Origin of the sequence: Paenarthrobacter sp. NPDC089988 (assembly GCF_044748465.1) — a bacterium.
GTDB lineage: Bacteria > Actinomycetota > Actinomycetes > Actinomycetales > Micrococcaceae > Arthrobacter.
In genome coordinates this window covers 67,522-89,349 of the sequence record NZ_JBIVGD010000007.1, presented here as the reverse complement: position 1 = coordinate 89,349, position 21,828 = coordinate 67,522, and the positions used below count along the sequence as shown (strand labels likewise).

The window sequence follows — 21,828 nt, the reverse complement described above, 5'->3', positions numbered from 1 at the left end:
CAACTCCCCTGCCGCTGACCCAAAGCACGCAGCCACCTGCAAAGGAGCAAACCCATGAACACAACGCCCCTTACCTCAAGGAACACCATCCAAGAATGGTTGGATGACTCCGTGGGAGGTCCCGTCCTTCGTGACGTTCTCGCCCGGGGCGGCCAAACGGAGGCTGACCTGCGCCCGGTCCGCCAGCTAAGCCTGCGTGCACTGGTGGAACTCGGACAGGAAAGGTTTCCCCAGGAACTCGTCGACACCCTCGTCAAAGAAGCGAACAATGGCGTGATCCCTGCTGAGGAAACCGCAGAAGCCCACGCCCCGGTCACGGTCGGCCGTTTCGAGGGGAAGACCGTGATCGTCACCGGGGCAGGCTCCGGCATCGGCCGGGCAACGGCACGCCGCATCATCAGCGAAGGTGGCCGCGTCATCGCAGTCGATCTCGCTCCCGACCGTCTGACAGATCTCGCAGCAGCCTCCCCAGAAGAATCCGTTGTCGTCGTTGCTGCGGACATCACCTTCGCCGAAGGCCGGGCAGCCATCCTCGCCGCCGTCGAGGGACGTGTAGACGGCTTGGCCAACGTCGCCGGAATCATGGACGGCATGACGCCACTGCACGAGACCGACGACGACCTGTGGAGCCGGGTCTTCGCCGTGAACGTTGAAGGCACCTTCGCGCTCAGCCGAGCCGTTATCCCCGCCATGCTCGCCCAAGGCCGGGGCGCCATCGTCAACATCGCATCCGAAGCGTCCCTGCGCGGCAATGCCGCGGGGACCGCCTACACCGCGTCCAAGCACGCCGTCGTCGGTATCACCAAAAGCTCCGCCTTCCTCTACGGCCCGTCCGGTATCCGCACCAACGCCGTCGCCCCCGGCCCCACAGCCACCGGCATCGAAGGAACCATGTCCTCCCCCTTCGCCCGGGAACGGCTGAGCCCCTTCATGGCCCTCATCCCGCCCGTCGTTGACGCGGACCGGATGGCCGCCTCCATCGCCTGGCTCCTCAGTGACGACTCCGAGAACGTCAATGGCGTCGTTTTGGCCTCCGACGGCGGCTGGTCTGTGCAATAGCGGACCGCCAGTCCCACCCACCTCAAAACACGGCCTGCAAGGAACAACAGCATGACTTATCAGCATGAGCAAAGCGCTTCGTTCGATTCCACGGAAGAATTCGACGTCGAAGCCCTGCGCGCGAAGTACCGCCACGAACGCGACCGGCGGATCCGCCCTGACGGGGCACGACAGTATCGACGCACGGCGGGCGAGTTCGGCTACTACGCGAAGGACCCCTACACCCCACGTACCGACCGCGAGCCGGTGACTGAGCGGGTCGAGGTCTTGGTCATCGGCGCCGGTTTCGGTGGGCTTCTTACTGCCTCCCGGCTCCGCGAACAGGGTGTTGAGTCCGTCCGCTTGATGGACGAAGCAGGCGACGTCGGCGGCACCTGGTACTGGAACCGCTACCCCGGAATCCACTGTGACATCGAATCTTACGTGTACCTCCCGCTCCTCGAAGAAGTCGGGTACATCCCGAAATGGCGCTACTCCCCCGGCGAAGAAATCCGCCAGCACGCCATCGCCATCGCCAAGCGTTTTGACCTCTATCAGGATGACCTCTTCCAAACCCGGGCCACTCGTCTGGACTGGGATGAGACGGCCAATGAATGGATCGTCGAGACCGACCGCAACGACCGCTTCCTGGCTCGGTTCGTCGTCACCTCTTCCGGCACCCTCACCCAACCCAAACTCCCCGGCATCCCCGGCATCGAAACCTTCACCGGCCACACCTTCCACACCAGCCGTTGGGACTACGACTACACCGGCGGAACCCCCGACGGCGGCCTGACTGGTCTCGCGGACAAGAGCGTCGCAGTCATCGGGACCGGCGCGACTGGGCTGCAGGTTGTTCCTCACGTGGGTGCCGACGCGAAGGAGCTCATCGTCTTCCAACGCACCCCCTCCACCGTCGACGTCCGCGACAACCGCCCCACCGACCCGGCATGGGCCGCGGGCCTGAAACCCGGATGGCAGCGGGAACGGATGGAAAACTTCCTCGCCGTCCTGGCTGGCGAACCGGTCAAAGAGAGCCTCGTCCAAGACGGCTGGACAGCCACCACCACGCTGCAACGCAAGATTCTCTCCGGCGCCGTGGACACCACCCTCCCCGCCGAAGAACGCGAACGACTCGACGAGCTCGACGACTTCCGCACGATGAACAGGCTCCGTGCGCGGGTGGACGAAGTGGTCAAGGATCCCGTCACGGCCGAGGCCCTCAAGCCCTGGTACCGGTACATGTGCAAGCGTCCTGGCTTCAGTGACACCTACCTGCAAACCTTCAACCGGCCCAACGTCACCCTGGTGGACACCGCCGACACCGGCGGCATTACCCGCATGACCGAAACCTCCGTCGTCGTCGGCGAGACCGAATACGACGTGGACTGCGTCATCTTCGCCACCGGATTCGAGGTCGGCATCTCCGGTGTCATGTCCGGCACCCTGCCCGTAACCGGCCGAGGCGGCCAAACCCTGCTGGAAGCCTGGTCCCGCGGACCACGCACCTTCCACGGATTCTCCTCCCACGGCTTCCCGAACCTCTTCCACCTCAGCGGTATCCAGAACGCGAACTCTGTGAACTTCGCCCATATTCTTCTCGAACAGGCTGAGCACATCGCCGCTGTCATCGGCCGGGGCCGCGACGCCGGGGTCCGCTACATCGAGCCCACTGCCTCGGCCGAGGAATCCTGGATCCGCACGGTCCATGAGACCGCGATCGACAATAGGGCTTTCCAGGCCGAGTGCACCCCCGGCTACTACAACGGCGAAGGAACCCGCTCCATTGCCGGCGCCTCTTACAGTCCCGGACCGGTCGCCTTTCACCGACTCCTTAAAGAGTGGCGTCAAGGCGATATGGCCGATGTCCTCTCCCAGGGAGGCCGTGCCGAGGAGATCCTGCCGGAGGCTGCGAACGGGACTGCGCGATGAGACGCACCAAGTGGACGTCGCGGACCGTGGTGCCGGCGGTCCTTGTTTCGACTCTCGCCCTGGCTGGCTGTGGCGGGCCGGCGTCATCGACCAACACGGCTCCATCGGCACAGAAGGCCCGGCAGGTCATGCAGGTGACCACGGTCCATCCGGCAACAGGGATGACCCTGCTCGAAGGACCAACCTTCGGCCCCGACGGAGGCCTTTACCTTGTCGATGTCACCGCACCTCCAGGGTCCGGAAAGGTTCTGCGGGTAAACCTCGAGGATGAATCGGTAAGTACCGTATACACCGATGACCGAAGCGCCCTCACCTCGGCCCAGTTCAATCCCCAAAACGGCCGGCTTTACGTCACGGACTACCGCGGCGGCGCCGTACGCAGCATGACCGCGAACGGCCAGGACGTCCAGGAAGTCTTCGCCGGACCGGTTGACGGGACTCCAATGCAACCGGACGACCTCTCCTTCGACCAGGCCGGCAACCTCTATATCACCGACGCCGCCGGAGCCAGGGCACCGTACTGGGATGCGGCCGGACGCATCGTCCGGGTAGACGCCGGCACCGCGAAGGCATCAGTTCTGGCCCGGAATCTCCCGTCCCCGAACGGGATCGGCTTCTCACCCAACAACGATGCTCTCTGGGTCAGCCTGAACACCGGCAACCGCATTGACCACCTCACCTTGACCAAGGACGGAGCAACCGTAGCAACTGCCCACCCTGCCATCTATGCCTCCGCCGGCCAGGCCCAGGTTGACTCCATCGCTGTAGACAGCGAAGGGAACCTATACGTCGGGCTGCACAACAACCCCGAAATCCTCATCTTCAACCCCAACGGCGAACTCCTGCAAACCATCTCCATCCCCGCCAATGAAACAGGCGCAAGCAGCTCTGCAACGAATATCGCCATCAAACCCGGCACGACCACCGCATACGCCACCGTCAGCGGAACCAATGGCGGCTATCTGTACAAATTCAACGCACTCGCCCAAGGGACACGGCAATCAAACGGCGGGTAGAGCACGTACCAACAATCGTGCATAGCGACAAAAACACGCCAGATCCTGGGAGGCAAACATGATGGACATCGATCAAGACGTGCTGGTCGTCGGCGCTTCAGCCGCGGGCCTATCGACCGCAGAGGCACTTCGCAGAAAAGGCCACCGTGGCCGCCTGACCCTCATCGACGCAGAGCAGCATCACCCCTATGACCGCCCGCCCCTTTCGAAACAGGTCCTGGCAGGCACCTGGGACGCTTCCCGGGCCGCCCTTCGCAACGAAGAGGCCCTCGCCGCTCTGGAAGCCGACTGGCTGCTCGGGGATCCTGCCGAACACCTCGAAACCGCCGCCTTGTCAGTTCGCACCGCATCAGGCCGGCTTCTCAGCGCCGACGCGATTGTCCTGGCCACCGGCGTGAGCCCGCATCAGATACCCGGAACCGAGGACATGTCCGGCGTGCACGTCCTGCGGACCCTAGGGGACCCAGCCCGCCTTCGGCAAAGGCTCTGTCCTGGCCGCCGCCTCGTCGTAGCAGGCAACGGTGTCCTTGGCTCAGAGGTAGCTGCGACGGCGGCGGCTATGGGCGTACATGTCTCCCTGGCCGGAACGGCACCCGCTCCGATGGCATCTCAACTGGGTCCGTTCGGTTCGTCCCTTCTGGCAGCCAAGCACGAGGCGGCCGGTGTCCGGCTCTTCGGGGAGGTCCGGATCGAAAACATCGTCAGCTACGGTGACGGCACCATGGGCGTCGCACTTTCCTCCGGTGAAGTGCTCCCCGCAGACGACGTTGTAGTCGCCATCGGATCCAGGCCTGGTACCAACTGGCTTTCCACCAGCGGTCTCGCCCTCAACGACGGAATTGTGTGCGACGGCTTCTGCCGTGCTGCCCCCAACATCTGGGCTGTGGGGGATGTTGCGCGCTGGACACACCCGGACCTCGGCAGTCTTCGACTCGAAAACCGCACCAACGCAGCTGAACAGGCTCTCGCTGTGGCCTCAGACATCCTGGGGCACGGCGAACCGTACGCACCGATCCCCTATTTTTGGACAGATCAACACGGGATCAGGATTCAGGTGCACGGCACCATCCCCTTCGATGCCGTCTTGCAGGTCACCGACGGGGACCCCATGACCGACAGATTCGTCGCCGTAGCCCTATCCCCGGATAGGGACAAGACCGTCGGCGTTCTGGGCTGGGGAATGCCCAAACAAACCCGGTTGAGGAGGCAAGAACTCCAAAAATCCGCAGCCCCTGTCCTTTAAGCAACCAGTTCGATTGGAGCACTCCCATGACCCGAAGCGACACCGCCAGCGCCACGGCGGAAACCACCACCGACCCCATCCCCGCGTTCCCCATGGTGCGGGAACCACGCTGCCCCTTTGACCCACCCCCGGCCGGAAGCGCAGCGAGGGAAGCAGGACCGCTCAGCCGTGTCGAACTCGCCGACGGCACTACCCCGTGGTTCGTGACCCGCTACGCCGAACAAAGGGCCCTTCTCAGCGACCCACGCATCAGCGCGGATGTCACCCGGCCGGGCTACCCAGTGCCGGCAAGCGGTGGCAGCACCAGTTCCCCCTTCAGTTTCATTCTCATGGACGACCCTGAACACGCGCGCCTGCGCCGAATGGTGACAGCACCCTTCATGGTCAAACGGGTCGAAGCCATGCGGCCAAGCGTCCAACAGATTGTTGATGAACTGATAGATGACATGCTCACTACCGGAGGTGTCGTCGACCTCGTCCAATCATTTGCACTGCCAATGCCCTCGTTGGTCATCTGCAGATTGCTCGGAGTCCCCTACTCCGACCACAGCTTCTTCCAACGCAACAGCAACGCCCTGATCAATCGCCAGGCCAGCCCCCAGCAACGTCGGCAAGCCGTGGAGGAACTGGTCGAATACCTGCACGGTCTGCTTGAACTGAAGAAAAAGCAGCCCGGTGAGGACATATTCTCGGACCTGGCAGCGAAGACTGAAACCGGAGACCTCAGCCGCGACGACGCTGCGATGATGGGCGTCCTCTTGCTGGTCGCCGGTCACGAGACAACGGCCAACATGATCGCCCTCGGGTCGCTGGCCCTGCTGGAACACCCCAGCGAACTCAAGAAGCTGCAGGAAAGCGACGATCCTGCGTTTGTTAGTTCGGCAGTCGAGGAACTCCTCCGCTACCTGACCATCACACATGACGGCCGGAAACGTGTTGCCCTCGAGGACATCGAGATCGATGGCGACACCATCCGGGCCGGCGAAGGCGTCATCATGGCCACCGACCTTGCCAACCGGGACCGTTCAGCCTTCCCGGATCCGGACACCCTGGACCTTGAGCGGGACGCCCGTCACCATGTCGCTTTTGGTTTCGGCGTCCATCAATGCCTGGGCCAACCGCTCGCCCGCATGGAACTGCAGGTCGCCTACAGCACCCTGTTCCGCCGGATCCCCAATCTGCGCCTGGCAACCACCTTGGACAAGGTGCCCTTCAAACATGACGGATCCGTCTACGGGGTCTATGAGCTGCCTGTGACGTGGTAACCCTCGTCCGACACCAATGACGACCAGCTAGAACACCACCAACAAACCAAGGAGAAACCCACATGCTGAAAGTCACTCTGGAACAGGACAAATGCGTTGCCTCAGGCCAATGCGTAACCGCGGCCGACAGGGTTTTCGACCAGCGCGACGAGGACGGGATCGCGGTCCTGCTGGATGAGAACCCCTCGGACGAGCTCGAAGCAGAAGTCCGTCAGGCGGCAGCGGTTTGCCCGGTACTTGCCATCCACGTCGCGGCCGGAAACTAACGAAGACTCAATCCGGTGCTCCCTTTCCAGCCCTTGTCGGCATTGGAAAGGGAGCGCCTTGTCTCACTTCATCAGGGGCCACCGCTATGGCAAGGACAGTGTTTCGTGGCTTGCAGGTGCCCGTGAGCTTGTGGTCCTGAGTTCGCTGGGTGGCTCGGCAAGCGAATGGCCGAGCATCGCGTGTATGGCCATGAGATTCTGCCCAGTCAGCCTCCGGACAGCGTCTTCGAGAAGTGGTTCGACGTCAAATGTCGGGTCCGATACCCGCATCTGGGCGAGCCCGTCCCAGACGGCTATCACTTGCCGTGCCGTTGCAACTGGATCCAGTCCCGGAATCATGCGTCCTGCCTGCTGGCTACGCGTGATGAGATCGGCAAAGAGCTTGACTTGGCGAACCGTTCGCTCGGCGAAGTACGCCGCTGCTGGATGCCCGGGGGTGGCCGCCTGTCCTTTGAGCATGATGAAAAGGCGGTGTCGCGGGGTTTCCAAGGTGGCGCCTGAGGTCTCTGCGAGCATTCTCGCATCCAACACAGCCTCGGGGGCGTAGGCATGTGAATTTTCTGCCGACTCATCATCCGCACGCGCGAGGGCGGCGACAAGGAGATGGTCCTTCGACGGAAAGTGGTAGAGGATGGTTGCTTCGCCCACGCCGGAGCGCTGCGACACAAGAGCGGTGGTAACCCCGTCATGGCCCAGTTCGTCGACTAGACCCAGCACGGCGCGGGACACGACATCCCGGCGCTTTGCTGATGAAGCATAGGGCCCACGCTTGTTTGGAGCTGCAGTGGTCATAGGCCCAGTTTAACCAGACGCATTCTGAGTGAGAAGTAGCATTCGTTAGTCTGTTGGCTCTTGCATCACTTCAAATTTTGGGTTTTACTAAAATTCAGCCTGATCGCACCGTGTCGACCAAGCTCCCCGCAGTATCGCCCTAGCAGAGGAAGCAAGCACGACAATGACGTCTTCGTGGGTCGCAGGGTATCCCGGTGCGGTGCGGCAACCCGCGTGGTTGCTCTCCCGCAAAGCCGGGAATCCGTGCGGGTGGTACCGGCCGAGAAGACGGGACGCCCCACCTCCCAAGACTCCGAAAGCGGGCTGCCGCCGGTCGTACTGGTCCCTGGCCTTGGATGCGGTGCCCGACGGAGCTGCAGCACGAGCTCACACCCCTCCCCATTGCTATCGACTTGGCTAACGCCTCTGACCGACCGAACAGAGAAATCCCATGGCAGGGATGTCCGTCCACAGTGCCTGAATTCCAGAAGACCTGACTACAGAAGGATTTGATAATGACCACCGTTACGGCCTTGCCCTATCGTGATGCGGGACTGCCGGTTCACGAGCGCGTCGATGACCTATTGAGCCGACTCACCCTTGAAGAAAAGGCGGGCCAGCTGACCCAGTACTTTTACCTGGGCATAGCAATGAACATGCCCGCTGATTTCGACATCGAATCGGTCCCCAGCGAGCAGCGAGTATTCCTGGAGCAGCCCGCCATGGTCGAGGCAGCCATTCGAAAGGGCATGGCGGGGGCGGTTTTGTTCGCGAAGGACCCCAAGCTAATTAACCATCTGCAAAACATTGCAGTAGACCAGACCCCGCACGGCATTCCCTTACTGGTGGGATATGACGTCATCCATGGTCTGCGCACTATTTTCCCTGTCCCGATCGCCATGGCCGCATCGTGGTCACCGGAGACGGTGGAGGCCGCACAGTCCGCTGCCGGCCGTGAAGCCCGGGCTGTCGGCATCAACTGGTCCTTTGCCCCAATGATTGATATTGCCCGGGATCCCCGATGGGGCCGCATCGTCGAAGGCGCGGGCGAGGACCCATGTCTTGGATCGGCCATCGCTGCCGCCCAGGTCCGCGGTTTCCAGGGCGACGACCTCACAGCCGAGAACGTGCTCGCCGGACCTAAGCACTTCCTTGGGTATGGAGCCTCACGCGGAGGCCGCGATTACGAGGACGCGGAAATCTCCGATTCGGAGCTGTGGAATGTATATATTCCGCCGTTCCGCGCTGCGATCCAGGCGGGTGCGGCCAACGTCATGAGCGCCTACATGGACCTCAACGGCGTACCGGCTTCGGGCAACAAGTGGCTGCTCACCGACGTCCTGCGGGATGAACTCGGCTTTGACGGGTTTGTGGTCTCGGACGCCAACTCAGTACGGTCCATGGAAATCCAGCATTTCGCCAAAAACCTCACGGATGCAGGAGCCCGGGCGATCAACTCGGGACTCGATATGGAAATGGCAATGTTTGATGCCGCCTTCAGTCGCCTCCCCGATGCGGTCGCCGCAGGCCTGGTTTCGGAGGAAACCGTGGATCACGCAGCGCGCCGCGTCCTGGCCGCGAAGTTCCGTTTGGGTCTGTTCGAAAACCCCTACGTCGACGAAGACACCTCAGTGGAGGTTCTCGAAGCGGAGCAGGCCAGGGAACTGGCCCGGGTGGCAGCAGAAAAGTCCATCGTGTTGCTGAAGAATAATGGTGACACATTGCCGTTGAGCAGCAGCTCGCCTGCCACCATCGCGGTCATTGGGCAACTTGCTGCAAGCAAGCGAGATACGCTCGGCCCGTGGGTGTTTGACCAGAAAACTGCCGAAACGGTCACGATACTCGACGGAGTCCGCGCCCGCGCCGGAGAACACATCAGTGTTGATTTCGCCCCGGGCGCGGGGATCACCGAGCGAATGACACCGTCATTGTTCGACTCCTCGGACCGTGATCTGGAGAGAACCGCCGAAGACTACGATGATGAGGCCGAGATCCAGAAAGCTGTTTCGATGGCCGCGTCCGCGGACGTCGCGATTGTGGTCGTTGGCCAGCGACAGAACCAGATCGGTGAAAAGGCTTCGACCTCAACGCTCGATCTCCCAGGGCGGCAGCTTGAACAACTGCGGCGCATCACCGAAACCGGTACTCCTGTTGTGCTCGTCGTAATGAGCGGACGTCCGGTCGATCTCCAGTGGGCGGACGAGAACGTTCCTGCGATAGTACAGGCCTGGTACCCCGGCACCCGTGGTGGAGAAGCAGTCGCCTCAGTCCTGTTCGGCGACACCTCCCCGGCAGGGCGGCTTCCGTTCACCTGGCCACGGCACGTCGGCCAATTGCCCATGTTTTATGCCCACAACCGTACGTTCCAGCCGGACGAACATGAATCCAGGTACAGCAACGAGCCCAGTACCGCGCTGTACCCGTTTGGCCACGGCCTGTCCTATGCAACGTTTGAGTACGAGAATCTCACCATCGAGCCCCGTGACGTGCAGATCGGAGAGACCTTCTCAGTCTCCGTCGAGCTCACCAACACATCGGACATCGCAGCTGATGAAGTCGTCCAGCTCTACATTCACCAACGCTACGGAACCGCCAGCCGCCCCGTCCGCGAGCTCAAGGGATTCAGGCGAGTAAGCCTGGACGCACGTGAAACGCGCGCCCTCAAATTCGAGGTCGGTCCGGAGGAACTTCGGTACTGGAGTGCGGCCACCCGCACCTTCGTCCAAGACCTGAGCACCTTTGACGTTTGGGTGGGCGGCAGCAGCACATGCTCACTCGGCGGAACATTTGAAACCATCGCCAACAAGGACGGGGAAACAGGAAAGTGACAAGCTCATGGTTGTGGGGGGCGTCAACGTCGCCTCACCAAACTGAAGGTAACAACGTCAACAGTGACTGGTGGGCGCTGGAACAACGGCTGCCGCACCTTGAGCGCAGCGCTGATGCCGACGACAGCTACCACCGCTACGCCGAAGACATGGAGCTACTGGCCGCTGCGGGGTTGAACGCTTATCGCTTTGGTATTGAGTGGGCCCGCATCGAGCCGGCTCCGGGAGAATTTGCCCTCGCAGAGCTGGCACACTACCGGCGGATGATCGAGACCGCCCACAGTCTGGGCCTTACACCGGTAGTCACCTTGCACCATTTCAGCAGCCCCCGCTGGTTGGCTGAGGAGGGGGGATGGATGGGGGCGACAGGGGTCGACCGGTTCGTTGCATACGTTTCCCGTGCCTCTGACATTCTGGGGGACGTCCCATGGCTTTGTACCATCAACGAGCCCAACGTCTTCGCCCTCATGACGGGAATGAGCGCACTGCTCAGCGGAAGTCCTGCCCCAGAACGGCCGGCTGGAACTCCTGCCGGGCTCCCGGCTCCGTCTGTTGAAGTGGGGGCACGACTCGTCGAAGCGCACCAGGCAGCCCGGGCAGCACTTAAGGAACGCACAGACGCCGCGGTCGGATGGACTGTAGCCGGACAGGCGTACTACGCCGCCCCCGAGCATGAGGACCGGCTGGTTCAGGAGCGCTGGGTCCGTGAGGACCTGTACCTGGAGGGTGCACGCGGAGATGACTTTGTCGGGGTGCAGTCCTACCACACGCAAGAAATCGGGGCCGCAGGCCCTATCCCCCATCCCGATCTGCCCGGCAACACGGACTCCGGGCCCTTTACCCCCGAAGCGCTGGGAATCTGTGTTCGCCACGCTTGGGACGTCACCGGGGGGACACCGATTCTCGTAACGGAAAATGGAATCTCAACTCGCGATGACGCCCGCCGGATTGAATTCATCTCCAAAGCAGTTGAGGGACTCTTTGCGGCGTGTGAAGACGGCATCGACATCCGTGGATACCTGCACTGGAGCCTTCTGGATAACTTCGAGTGGGGCAACTGGGACAGCCGCTTCGGTCTCATCGAAGTCGACCGGCAAAGCTTCGAACGTCGGCCCAAACCCAGCCTGGCATGGTTTGGGGAGTTCGCACGGCGCCACGACCCCGCCATGTTCGCGTTGTAAGGGCACGTTCGGAATGCACCGCCACTGCGCGGTTGTAGCCAGTGTCGTGGGCCTGAGGGAGCTGCCCTTTCTGGCATGACCGCGTTTGGTGCGGTCATGCCAGAGGCGCCCTACCTGATTCTGGTAGCCCCTTCGAGAATTTGTACAACTGTCGCCGCGCACCAACCAATGACCTGGAATCTCCAGTAGGCGCCGTTCCTGCCTGGGCGCCAGCAAACGTCGACCTGGAACATTGGGCAAGAAATGACACCCCGGTCCGAGGACCGGGGTGTCATGGGCGCTTCGTGGGCCCGTGCGTCACTGACGGACGACGGTCAGGACGTAGCGCCTGCGGCTACTTGCCCTGGTTTCGTCAGCGGCACGGGTGCCGGACGTTCGGGAGTGCTTTGGATTGAGACGGCCGTGCCGGTGTCCGCAGACTCGAGTAGCCCCTCCATGACTTCCAAAGCATGATAGGCCAGCGCGCCCCCGGCCCGGGGTTCTTTCCCCGGCGGTGTTGCGGCCAGGTCCGCCAGACCATACCCCCGCCCAGCGTTTACGTAGCCGGCAGAAACCGGCAGGGTTGTCCAACTGGTTTCGTCCAGCGTAAACAGCTCAACGTCACCGTCAAAAAGGTTGGGATCGGGAACCGTGAGGGATCCGAGCTCCCCGTGCACCTCGATGCTGGGCGCCTTGGTCTGCACCGCGTCGAAGCTCATCACCAGGGTCGAAAGCGCCCCTGAGGCGTGCACCAGCACGCCTGTGACATGCGTGTGAACCAGGACGGGAATGCTTTGGCCTGCACGGGGTCCCGCTCCGATGACACGGGATGGTCTGGCGCGGTGTCCGGCCCCCATGACAGAAGCCACCGGACCCAAAAGTGTTACCAGCGCGGAAATATAGTACGGGCCCATGTCAAGCAGCGGCCCACCGCCGGGCTGATAGTAGAAGTCCGGATTGGGGTGCCAGCGCTCATGCCCCGGTGTGACCATGGTCGCCGTGGCCGAGATCGGACGGCCGATCACCCCATCGTCAATGGCCTTCCGCGCTGTCTGTACACCCGTCCCGAGGACGGTATCAGGGGCGCACCCGATCATAACGCCGGCGAGTTTCGCGGCATCCAGGACCTGTCGGGCGTCCGTTAACGTGGCCGCCAGCGGCTTTTCACCGTACACACTCTTTCCAGCGGCGATTGCCTGCAGCGCAACGTCAGCATGCGCGGCAGGGACAGTGAGGTTCAGGACAAGATGGACGTCGTCGGCGGAGACCAATTGCTCGACGGTCAAGGCACGGACATCCTTGAAGTCGTTGGCCACTGCCCGGGCGCGGGCGGGGTCCACGTCGGCGACAGCGACCACATTGATATCAGGCAGCCTGTTTATGCTGGCCAGGTACTGTGCGCTTATGGCCCCGCAACCGATGAGGCCTACGTTTAGCGGCTTGCCCACAGCATGCCTCTTTCGATGATCGTGCGGATGTTGCTGTTCTTTAAGTCGTCGATGTCATGGCGGGGGTGCAAACAAAGATGCGGCCCTTGCCCCACTTCCGTGTCCAGATTGCCGGGGAGGTAACGTCGCGATGCCACGAATCCCAGTCCCGGACATTATGGGTGGTGGTCGCCAGGACATCGATGTAGTCGTCGGTCAGAACCCAATATTGTTCGGTGACCAGGTCGAAGTCTGCCAGCCCGGTCGTAACGGGATGATCCGCTGCGGCCGGAAGCATGCTGATGCGGTGGGAAATGTAGTTGTCCTCTTGTTCACCCGTCCTGTCCCGGGGGTTCTTGCCGGGGTGGCACGCGAACTGGCCGCCGATGAGCTGCAGGTAGTCTGAAGTGTTCCGGAACGAGTCGGCGATTCCGCCGTGCCAACCGGCCAGTCCTGTACCCTTTTCGATCGCGGACCGCAGGCCTTCTACCTCATCCTGCTCGATGCTGGACAGGGTCATGCACTGCACAACCAGGTCAACATCGGCCATGACCTCGGCTTGGGCGTAAACCCTCGGGGACTCTTCCACCCTGACCGAATAGCCGTTCTGCTTGAGATAGGGAATGAAAAGCTCGGTTGCTTCAACCGGCCGGTGCCCATGCCAGCCGCCGCGCACCACGCGCCGTTTTGTCTGTGGTAACCATGACTTTCCTGGAAAATGGGAGATGGGTGTGGAGACTTACTTCGGTTGCGCGACACTGCCGCTAGTGGGGCATGGGAACACCGTCACAAGACATGCCTACAGGTTGGGCCGGCGTCGGATACGCACGGCCAGGTTGGGCCGGCCCGGCAAGGACAGTTCGAAGGGGCCGGTGAAGTCACCGGGTACGGTATCGACTGTCGTGGTCCAGGTGTCGATGATCTCGACATCGGCCGTCGTGCCCTCCGGCCAGTCGAACTTGAGGGAGCGGGGCTGGTAATGCCCCAGATAGTGCAGTTCGTAAACGCCGCGCACGCCGGCACCGCGCAGGTGGAAGTGACCGGACAACGGCTCGAGATGACCGGTCGGGCATTCAGCGATCATCTGCGCCAGAAGGCGGATCCGCTCGGTACTGTTCCCCACGAGTTCTCCACCCGCTGCCCACCATAAAAGGTTGTCTTGGTTGGCGAAGGTTTCCCCGTGGGTGGCGTAGGCGCCGCGGACGGCAATCTCCCAGAAGCGATGTACGAGTTCCTCACCGGAGAGGCTGCCCCACTCGAATTGAATATCTCCTTCGTAGCCGAGCTCGTCGATGATTATGGGCTTGGACCATTTCGCAAACCATTCCTCAATATGAGGCACCGGCGAGGCCGGATCGGTTTTCTGGATGCTGCAATGAGTGATCCAGGGGCGGGTGAAGTCGAAGATCCGGGTTCCATTGTGGATCGACAGGAGGTGGCCGACCGGATCAGCATCGGCCACGGTCAGGCCAATGCGCTCCCAGTCTTCGTCCCGTTTGTCGGCCATCAGATCGTATTCGTTGGCCAGTGACCACCACACATTGGGCAGAGCAGCCAGGCGTCGCACGACGTACTGGGTGTAGCGGTCATCCGCGGCGGCCCCCAGGCTCTGGAAACCCCAGCGGTCGTACGGGTGGAACAGGATCAGGTCCGCTTGAATGCCGAGCCTGCCCAAGTCGAGGATCCTTCGCTCAAGATGGTCGAAGAACTTAACGTCAAAGCGGGTGGTGTCCCATTGTCCGTTTGCAAGTTGTTCGAAGGGGTAGCGCGGTGGCTCGCCGGAGTTGAACTCGTAGTGCTTGGGGAAGACGCACATCCGCACCTTGTTATAGGGTGCCTCCGCCAGCGTCTGCAAGGTGCGTGCTTCCTGCACATCATCCTGATGGGTCCAGGCGTAAAGGGTTGTTCCGACGGGGATAAACGGGTCGCCGTTGTCGTAGCGGAAGTGACACCCGTCAGCGCGCACAGGACCCGGACGGTTCGAAGGGGCCACGCGGAATTGGCCTTCGATACCGTCAAGCGAGCGGGCGTTGGACGTTGTGAGAAAGCTCCACGGTCCATGTTCCGGTGGCAGGAAACGAAGTCTGTAGCATCCCTCGCCGTCGTAGAACCCCCCGACATTCACCGTCCGGTCCGCGCACCTGAAGGTCGCGGTGAGGTCCACGTCGACGAAGGGATTGCCGTGCGAGGGTCCGGCAAAGACCAGTTCGCAGGTGTCATTCTGTTCAGCATTTTGCGGCAGAGTCACTCGGGCTGACCCACGGTCGACTTCGTCGGACTCGTAATTCGGGTCCGTTGGAATGGCAGGTTCTTCGGCTTTGTCCGCCACCGGTACGGCGGAGAGGTCTGCAAGGAGTTGATCCGCCGCTTCTCCGGACAGCCGGGCGTAGTCCATCAGGGTACCGACGAGGAGTTCCTGCGCTGCGGATGGGCCCTGGGATTGCGCAAACAGCTGCGGCAGGGCACGCCGTAGCGCCTGCTCTCCGTTTGGGTCTGCGAGGACCACGGCGACCTTGGTGTGGCGATCTGCATAAGCCATGTACTTGGTGTCCTTTTTGATCAGTCGTGGAGTCGTGCCTTCGCGCCGCCGTGAAGGTGGCCGGCGGTGGTCGCACCTTTGAGGCGGCGTGCAGCCCGCAAGAGATATATCTGCTTCCTAAGCTTTGGCCGCGACAACGACACGCGCACGTGCCACGTTCTGTACCAGGGCGTGGGGGGATGCAGCGTCACCGTTTGTTTGGGCAGCGACGCGCACCGAAATGAAGTGCGTACCCGGCGTATCAAAAGTGCGCTGCGTCTCGACGACCACACGCTGCGACGGGCGGATTTCCCACGGCTCGCCGAGCGTTTCCACCCCATCAACGCTGGTCGAAACTTCAAGGATCTCGGCGACGATCCCCTCGGGCGCTTCGGCCTCAACCCGGATTGAGACGGATTCACCGGCCAGCACATCTGCTCGTTCGGAACCATCGACGGTCAAAGAAATGACGGGCTGGACACCGCCCCGTTCCGGCGCCGATCCGGGAACGGACACCTGGCCGTCGGTGATTTCGTATGCGGTCGACGGAGCAGGCTCTATGCCCTTTTCCACCCAATCCGCCAGCTGTCGCAATGCCGTTTCCAGCGCACCAAGATAGGAAACGCTCCTTGCCGGGTACTCCTGCGGGTCTTCATCACCATGCAGCGCGTTGTCAACGTACCAGAGACGGAATTGTTCATCGGTGCCAGCACCGAGCTGCTCACGCACCAGAGACCGATACCAGTCGGCCTGCCAGGGAAACGCCTCGCGGTCGAGCAGGCAAGCCACAACGATCATCTTGCCTTCGATCCGACCGGTCATGGGAGTAGCCGTTGCACCGCGGCTCATGAGCGGGCCCAACAGCATCGGACGTTGCGGATAGACAGGCTCCCCCGCGGCATCGCGGAACTGGTCCCAAACCGTGTACTCGGGGCCGGGGACCTGATGCCGGTGGTAGGTCTGGACGGCCAGGAAGCTCGAATTATCCAGCACCACCGCATCACCGACCTCCAGTCCGGCCGGCACCGATCCCTGCCAGCCCTCAAGGTGGGCGATGTCGTGTTCGACGCCGGACAGCCTCAAAGTCTGTCCCGCGGCTTTGCCGCTGACGATCCGCAGTTCCGCCCCAAGGATCCAGCCCGTGGGGGCCGCGGCAAGGCGCAGTCCGACAATGCGTGAAGGTTCGGAGGTGCGGGAGTGTTTGAACGATTCGTCGACTCCACCGGATACAGGCTGGGCGGGTGCGTCTTCATGGATGAATCCAGCGATTTCGGTGGGCAGCTGGATCCTGTCAGCGTGAACGGAGGCATCCGGGTCGGCGCCCATGTAGCCGGGTTGGGTCCAGAAATCATCAGTGTAGGACGGATCAGCGGCGATGACCCCTGGATAGAGGGCACTGAAGCCGTGAAGGTCCATGCTCTTCCAGCCGAACCACGACCTGACGGGGAATCCCATGCGGGAGACTTCCTCGAACGCGCTGCGTTCCTGGCCGGTCAGATTCAGGGCGGACGGATCACCGCCTGCATCATAGGCATCGACGATTTCCGGGAATTTGTCACGCAGGATACGCAACGCGTGCATCCGCACGCAGAAGACGTTGGGAATGGCCATGGAACTTCCAATGACGTGGGGGACGTAACCGTCCCACGCGCCTGCGGAGTTCTCGGAACTGGAAATGGTCCGGTATCCGCCGCCGCTGCCGCCGTAGAGGTAGCCGTAAGTGCGGTGGTCGCCGTAGATGGCCTGGGCCACGGAACGTGCAAAGCGAGCGACAGCCGCATTGGCCCGGTACGCGGAGATGGCCGGGTCGACGCCCCCGAACGGATCACCGGCTTTTTCACCGCCGCCGTTGGTCTCAACGAAGAAGGCTCCGCTGGCATTGGCGAACACGATCTTGTTCGATTCAAGCGGAACTGATGGAGCAAGATGCTCACTCTGCGGGAAAGGGGTTACATGCTGGAAGAACCTGCCCTCATAAGCGGGCGCTTGAGGGAAGTAGAAGGAGAATCTGGTGTCGGTACCGTCAAAGCCACCGTGCACGTACCTGTGGCGCACAGGAGTGTCCCGCCATTCATCGACATCGACATAAGGGGACTCAAACAGGAGATCCCCGGGATTAAAGTCCCATGCCGCGTCCAGCAGCGACGGCTGTGTGTTAAGTTCCTGGTCGATTGTCACGCAGAGACTCGCTCTCTTTACAAGAAGATTGGGGGCAGTGCCGAACGGGCGAAGCGGGGACGACGGCATCGACGCTGAACTCCTTCCTTGGAGTTCAGGCCCTTGGCCTTGAATCCTCACATCAGGACATGACCGTCGTGGCACTGTTCTGGGACGGTTGCCCGAAGTACTAACTCAATGAATCCAGCATGGCATGCGATTTTCAATCCGACAAGAGCCTCGCACTTATACTGGCCTTATGTCAGCACGAGGCCCTTATGCAAAGGGGAAAGCCCGGAGGGCCGAGATCCTCAACGTCGCGGTGGAAGTCATTGAACGCCACGGCTACTCAAAGGCGACGGTGAAGGAACTGGCTGAAGCCGTCGGCATCAGCCAAAACGGCCTTCTGCACTATTTCGGCTCCAAGGATGCCCTCTTCGCAGAGATCCTCAGGCACCAGGACGAGCTGAACACGGCGCAGATCAAACCCGACCTCCATGACTTCACCGACGAACTGGTGGACGGCATTCTGGCAGCCGTCGAAGCGGAAATCGCATCCCCCGGCATGACCCAGCTCACGCTGCGGGTGACCGGTGAAGCAACCGAAAACGACCACCTGGCCCATGAGTTCCTGAGGGACCGCTACGCCGCTGTCCGGCAGCTCATAGAAACCGCCGTGCGGGGCCGGCAGGAGCGTGGGCAAATGTCCAACGACGTTGACGCCAACGCCATCGCATATCTCGTCTACGCCAGCTGGGACGGACTCCGCATCCAGTGGATGTATGACAAAAAGGTCGATATCCGCGGGCACATGGCCTACCTTCTCAAGAGCCTCGGCCTCGACAGCTGAGTAGCGCACCCTCTGTAGTCCTGAGAGTGGCCGGCCCATTTTGCTAGCGCAAACATTCGGGCGATTCAGGTACAGGCGCGCGCCCATCCGCCCCTGAGGTGGCAATTCCCAAAAGGGTCTTGACCGCGAATCCCGGATGGCATACGATTTTCGATCAGCGGGAGACTCAGACGTGATGAGCCTCACCTCCTCCAATCGCATCTCACCCTTCACCCGGCACCGACCGGTCAGGGAAAGGACAGACAATGACGTCCAGCAGCACCGCCCCTCCACGCACCAAACCCAGCAAGGCTGAACGCGCGGCAGCAAAAACAGAGGCACGCAAAGACCGCGTGCCCCTCAAGAAAATCGTTCCGTGGTCCGCGCATGCCTTCTCGATGAATGCCCTCATAGTGCTCATCGGGTACTTCACGATCTACGCCACCGACACCTTGAAGCTCAACCCAGCAATCGTGGGCGGGCTCCTGGTCGCGGCCAAGGTCGTGGACGCAGCCGGTGCCCTTTTCGCCGGCTACATCGTTGACCGGGCGCCAGAGACCAAGCTAGGCAAGGCCCGTCCCTTCGAACTGGTCGTGATCCTCTGCTGGGCCGCCACCGCACTCATGTTCTCCGTCCCGGGCAACATGAACGAAGTGGCCAAATACATATGGCTGTTCACGTCCTATATTCTGCTCACAGCGCTCTTCATGCCGCTGTACAACGCGAACAACCCGCTTTTCACCGCACGCGTGTTCCCCAAGCGCGAGCACTACACCGACGTGGCGGCCAAGACCGGCCTGGTTACCGTGCTCGTTGCCATTCTGATCACGGTCGGTATGCCGATGGCCATCCAGGCAGCTGGCAAAGACCCTTCAGCATGGGCCCTGGTGGTCATCTGCGTCGCCATCCCAGCAGCCGTTGTGGGGCTCATCCGCTTCTGGGTCTTCCGGGAATCGGCCCAGGCTGCAGAGATTGCCACGCAGGCCGTCCGCCTCCGTGACATCGTGCATGTACTCAAATCCAACCGCTACATGTGGATGCTTTCGGCAATCTCCCTCATCGTGGGTATCTACTCCAGCGTCGCGGCCATGACGTACTACTTCCGTTACGTCGTTGGGAACCTTGGTCTGATGGGCGCAGTGTCCATTTCCTTTGTGGTGCTCATCCCGCTGATGATCTTCTTCCCCAAACTGCTGCGGAAGTTCTCGGTCTCCCACATGATTGCCGTGTCCAGTTTCATCGGCGCAGTCGGTTTCCTCATCCTGATGTTCGCGGGCGACAACCTGCCGCTGATCATGGTTTCCTCGGTACTGACAGCTCTTGCCGCGCTGCCCTTCAATTTCCTCGCACCCATCCTGGTGATCGACAACGCAACCTACAACGAATGGAAAGGGAACCGGCGCCTCGAGAGCGTGGGCGGCGCCTTCTTCTCCTTCGCCGGCACCGTGGGCCAGGCCCTTGCCGCAGGTATCACCGGTGTGGTCCTGGCACTGACCGGATACGTCGGGTCGGCCGACATCCAGTCCCAGTCTGCGCTTCAGGGCATCGTCGCAACCAGCAGCTGGATCCCTGCCATCTTCGCCGTGGCCGTGGGTGTACTGGCACTGTTCTACCACCGCCTCGAACACAACATGAAGGCCATCAGCGCAGAGGTCCTGGCACGCCGCGAAATCGACATGCAGTCCGAAATTATCCCCGGCGCACCTTTGACAGGAACCGAAGCCATCGAGATCGTGCGTCAGAACAGCGAAGCCAAGCCAGGGTGGTTCCGCAAAAAGTAGACCCGAACGTTCCTCCTCGCTGGCAACCGTCGAGCCAGGGGCGTCCAAATGATGGCCTGTGGGAACCCCAAGTCCCCACAGGCCATCACGGGCGTCCGTCACAGACGGACCCTTCCCCCTGTTTTATCGTCTACGGCAGCGCGTCGGGGACTCCCGTAAGTTCCACACAGCTTCCCGACTCCGAAAGTCGGTGGCTCCCGGCCTTTTGCGTGAATCACCTCAGCTGACCCATCTAAGCGCTGAGAAAGCACCGGTCCTGGCAAACAAAGGCAGCCACTGCTGCATACCCGGACTGATGCCCGGGCCGATCGGCACACTAGGCCAATTTTCCGAACCGCTGGACACGGTTCATTTTGTTCGTTGCCGCCCACCGATTTACGGAGCATTCCATGACTGATCTTGCATTCCCAACCGACTTCCTTTGGGGAGCAGCCACAGCCGCCCACCAAATTGAAGGGAACAACGTCAACTCCGATTGGTGGGAACGTGAACACCGGCCCGGCGGGGCCATCCAGGAGCCCAGCGGTGACGCTGCCGATAGCCTCCACCGGTACCCGGAAGATATCCGGCTCATGTCAGAGTTGGGATTGACGTCCTACCGGTTCAGCATTGAGTGGGCGAGAATCGAGCCGGCCAAGGGCCGCTTCTCCAGGGCCGCGGCCTTGCACTATCGGAGAATGATTGATCTGTGCCGCCAGCATGGGCTGGAACCCGTCGTCACGCTCCACCATTTCACAAACCCACAGTGGGTCGCAGCCGAGGGAGGATGGCGCAACCCGGCTGTCGTTGAATACTTTCAACGCTACGTGGAATACCTTCTGCCCACCCTCGACGGAGTGACGTGGGTCTGCACGATCAATGAACCCAACATGCTGGCCATGGCCCATGATTCCCAAGGCGCAACCCTCGATGCTTCGTCTCAGCCGGACCCGGACCCAGTTGTCACCGAGAATGTCATCGCCGCCCACCATAAGGCCCGCGCTCTGCTCCACCGTGTACCCGGCATCCGCGTCGGATGGTCCATCGCCGGGCAGGCCTACCATGCAGTACCGGGGCATGAAGAAGCAATGGCCGCCTACCGCTACCCCCGCGAGGACGTCTTCCTGGAGGCGGCCAGGGACGACGACTACATCGGAGTCCAGGCCTACCTGCGCACGTTCATCGACGACAACGGCCCCGTCCCCGTCCCGGAAGATGCCGCGACGACGCAGATGGGGTGGGAATACTTTCCCCCGGCACTGGAAAACGCAACCCGGCATGCCTGGAAGCTGACCGATGGAACGCCCGTCCTGGTGACCGAAAACGGGATTGCTACAGCCGACGACAGCCGGCGCATCGACTACACCTACGACGCCCTGAGCGGACTGCACAAGGCGATGGAGGACGGCATCTGCGTGCAGGGATACCTGCATTGGTCGGCGTTGGACAACTATGAATGGGGATCCTTCGCACCAACATTCGGCCTCATCGCTTGGGACCCCGTAACATTTGAGCGCACCCCGAAGCCAGGCGCCTTCTGGTTGGGTGAGGTCGCCCGAACCGGTCGGCTGCTCCGTCCCACCGTTGGAGCCGCGCGAAGTTCACTTGCGTGAGCAAG

The 21,828-nt window shown here is 61.8% G+C and carries 15 protein-coding genes and 1 pseudogene; 11 read left to right on the top strand and 5 right to left on the bottom strand.

What is annotated here, in order from left to right; all coding sequences use genetic code 11:
* Nucleotides 1–54: 54 nt before the first annotated feature.
* From ACIPV6_RS10465 to ACIPV6_RS10440, 6 genes are all read left to right on the top strand, one after another.
* On the top strand, nt 55–1,059 hold the full coding sequence (locus ACIPV6_RS10465; RefSeq protein ID WP_400270810.1) for an SDR family NAD(P)-dependent oxidoreductase: 1,005 nt from the start codon (nt 55–57) through the stop codon (nt 1,057–1,059).
* A gap of 51 nt (nt 1,060–1,110) precedes the next feature.
* Nucleotides 1,111–2,970 carry a flavin-containing monooxygenase gene (locus tag ACIPV6_RS10460; protein WP_400270809.1) on the top strand — a complete coding sequence of 620 codons (1,860 nt, stop codon included), beginning with the start codon at nt 1,111–1,113 and terminating at the stop codon, nt 2,968–2,970.
* Nucleotides 2,967–3,986 carry an SMP-30/gluconolactonase/LRE family protein gene (locus ACIPV6_RS10455; RefSeq protein WP_400270808.1) on the top strand — a complete coding sequence of 340 codons (1,020 nt, stop codon included), beginning with the start codon at nt 2,967–2,969 and terminating at the stop codon, nt 3,984–3,986. The genes ACIPV6_RS10460 and ACIPV6_RS10455 overlap by 4 nt, the downstream gene beginning before the upstream one ends.
* A gap of 61 nt (nt 3,987–4,047) precedes the next feature.
* Complete coding sequence (locus tag ACIPV6_RS10450; protein ID WP_400270807.1) at nt 4,048–5,229, top strand: NAD(P)/FAD-dependent oxidoreductase; 1,182 nt, start codon at nt 4,048–4,050, stop codon at nt 5,227–5,229.
* A 26-nt stretch (nt 5,230–5,255) separates the two neighbouring features.
* Nucleotides 5,256–6,494 (top strand): cytochrome P450, encoded by a 1,239-nt coding sequence (locus ACIPV6_RS10445; RefSeq protein WP_400270806.1) that lies wholly within the window; start codon nt 5,256–5,258, stop codon nt 6,492–6,494.
* A gap of 62 nt (nt 6,495–6,556) precedes the next feature.
* A complete protein-coding gene (locus tag ACIPV6_RS10440) occupies nt 6,557–6,760 on the top strand; it encodes a ferredoxin (RefSeq protein WP_400270805.1) in 204 nt (67 codons plus the stop codon).
* An 84-nt stretch (nt 6,761–6,844) separates the two neighbouring features.
* Here the strand turns inward: ACIPV6_RS10440 and ACIPV6_RS10435 are convergent, their stop codons facing one another.
* The gene (locus tag ACIPV6_RS10435; protein ID WP_400270804.1) at nt 6,845–7,552 is read right to left on the bottom strand and encodes a TetR/AcrR family transcriptional regulator; all 708 of its coding nucleotides are present in this window, start codon (nt 7,550–7,552) and stop codon (nt 6,845–6,847) included.
* A 494-nt stretch (nt 7,553–8,046) separates the two neighbouring features.
* Here ACIPV6_RS10435 and ACIPV6_RS10430 point away from each other — a divergent pair, with 494 nt between their 5' ends.
* Nucleotides 8,047–10,359, top strand: a complete 2,313-nt coding sequence (locus ACIPV6_RS10430) for a glycoside hydrolase family 3 N-terminal domain-containing protein (RefSeq protein WP_400270803.1) — start codon at nt 8,047–8,049, stop codon at nt 10,357–10,359.
* A complete protein-coding gene (locus ACIPV6_RS10425; RefSeq protein ID WP_400270802.1) occupies nt 10,356–11,540 on the top strand; it encodes a family 1 glycosylhydrolase in 1,185 nt (394 codons plus the stop codon). Before ACIPV6_RS10430 ends, ACIPV6_RS10425 begins: the two co-directional genes overlap by 4 nt.
* Nucleotides 11,541–11,854: 314 nt before the next feature.
* Here ACIPV6_RS10425 and ACIPV6_RS10420 read toward each other — a convergent pair whose 3' ends face one another.
* The 4 genes and pseudogenes from ACIPV6_RS10420 to ACIPV6_RS10405 form a co-directional block, all read right to left on the bottom strand.
* Nucleotides 11,855–12,967 carry a Gfo/Idh/MocA family protein gene (locus ACIPV6_RS10420; protein WP_400270801.1) on the bottom strand — a complete coding sequence of 371 codons (1,113 nt, stop codon included), beginning with the start codon at nt 12,965–12,967 and terminating at the stop codon, nt 11,855–11,857.
* Nucleotides 12,952–13,625: pseudogene (locus ACIPV6_RS10415) on the bottom strand (ThuA domain-containing protein). Before ACIPV6_RS10415 ends, ACIPV6_RS10420 begins: the two are co-directional and overlap by 16 nt.
* A 120-nt stretch (nt 13,626–13,745) precedes the next feature.
* Nucleotides 13,746–15,485 (bottom strand): DUF5060 domain-containing protein, encoded by a 1,740-nt coding sequence (locus tag ACIPV6_RS10410; protein ID WP_400270800.1) that lies wholly within the window; start codon nt 15,483–15,485, stop codon nt 13,746–13,748.
* A 117-nt stretch (nt 15,486–15,602) separates the two neighbouring features.
* A complete protein-coding gene (locus ACIPV6_RS10405; protein ID WP_400270799.1) occupies nt 15,603–17,642 on the bottom strand; it encodes a hypothetical protein in 2,040 nt (679 codons plus the stop codon).
* Nucleotides 17,643–17,880: 238 nt separating this feature from the next.
* Here ACIPV6_RS10405 and ACIPV6_RS10400 point away from each other — a divergent pair, with 238 nt between their 5' ends.
* From ACIPV6_RS10400 to ACIPV6_RS10390, 3 genes are all read left to right on the top strand, one after another.
* Nucleotides 17,881–18,471 (top strand): TetR/AcrR family transcriptional regulator, encoded by a 591-nt coding sequence (locus tag ACIPV6_RS10400; RefSeq protein WP_400270798.1) that lies wholly within the window; start codon nt 17,881–17,883, stop codon nt 18,469–18,471.
* A gap of 245 nt (nt 18,472–18,716) precedes the next feature.
* A complete protein-coding gene (locus ACIPV6_RS10395; protein WP_400270797.1) occupies nt 18,717–20,231 on the top strand; it encodes an MFS transporter in 1,515 nt (504 codons plus the stop codon).
* A 389-nt stretch (nt 20,232–20,620) separates the two neighbouring features.
* The gene (locus ACIPV6_RS10390; RefSeq protein ID WP_400270796.1) at nt 20,621–21,823 is read left to right on the top strand and encodes a glycoside hydrolase family 1 protein; all 1,203 of its coding nucleotides are present in this window, start codon (nt 20,621–20,623) and stop codon (nt 21,821–21,823) included.
* Nucleotides 21,824–21,828 lie beyond the last annotated feature (5 nt).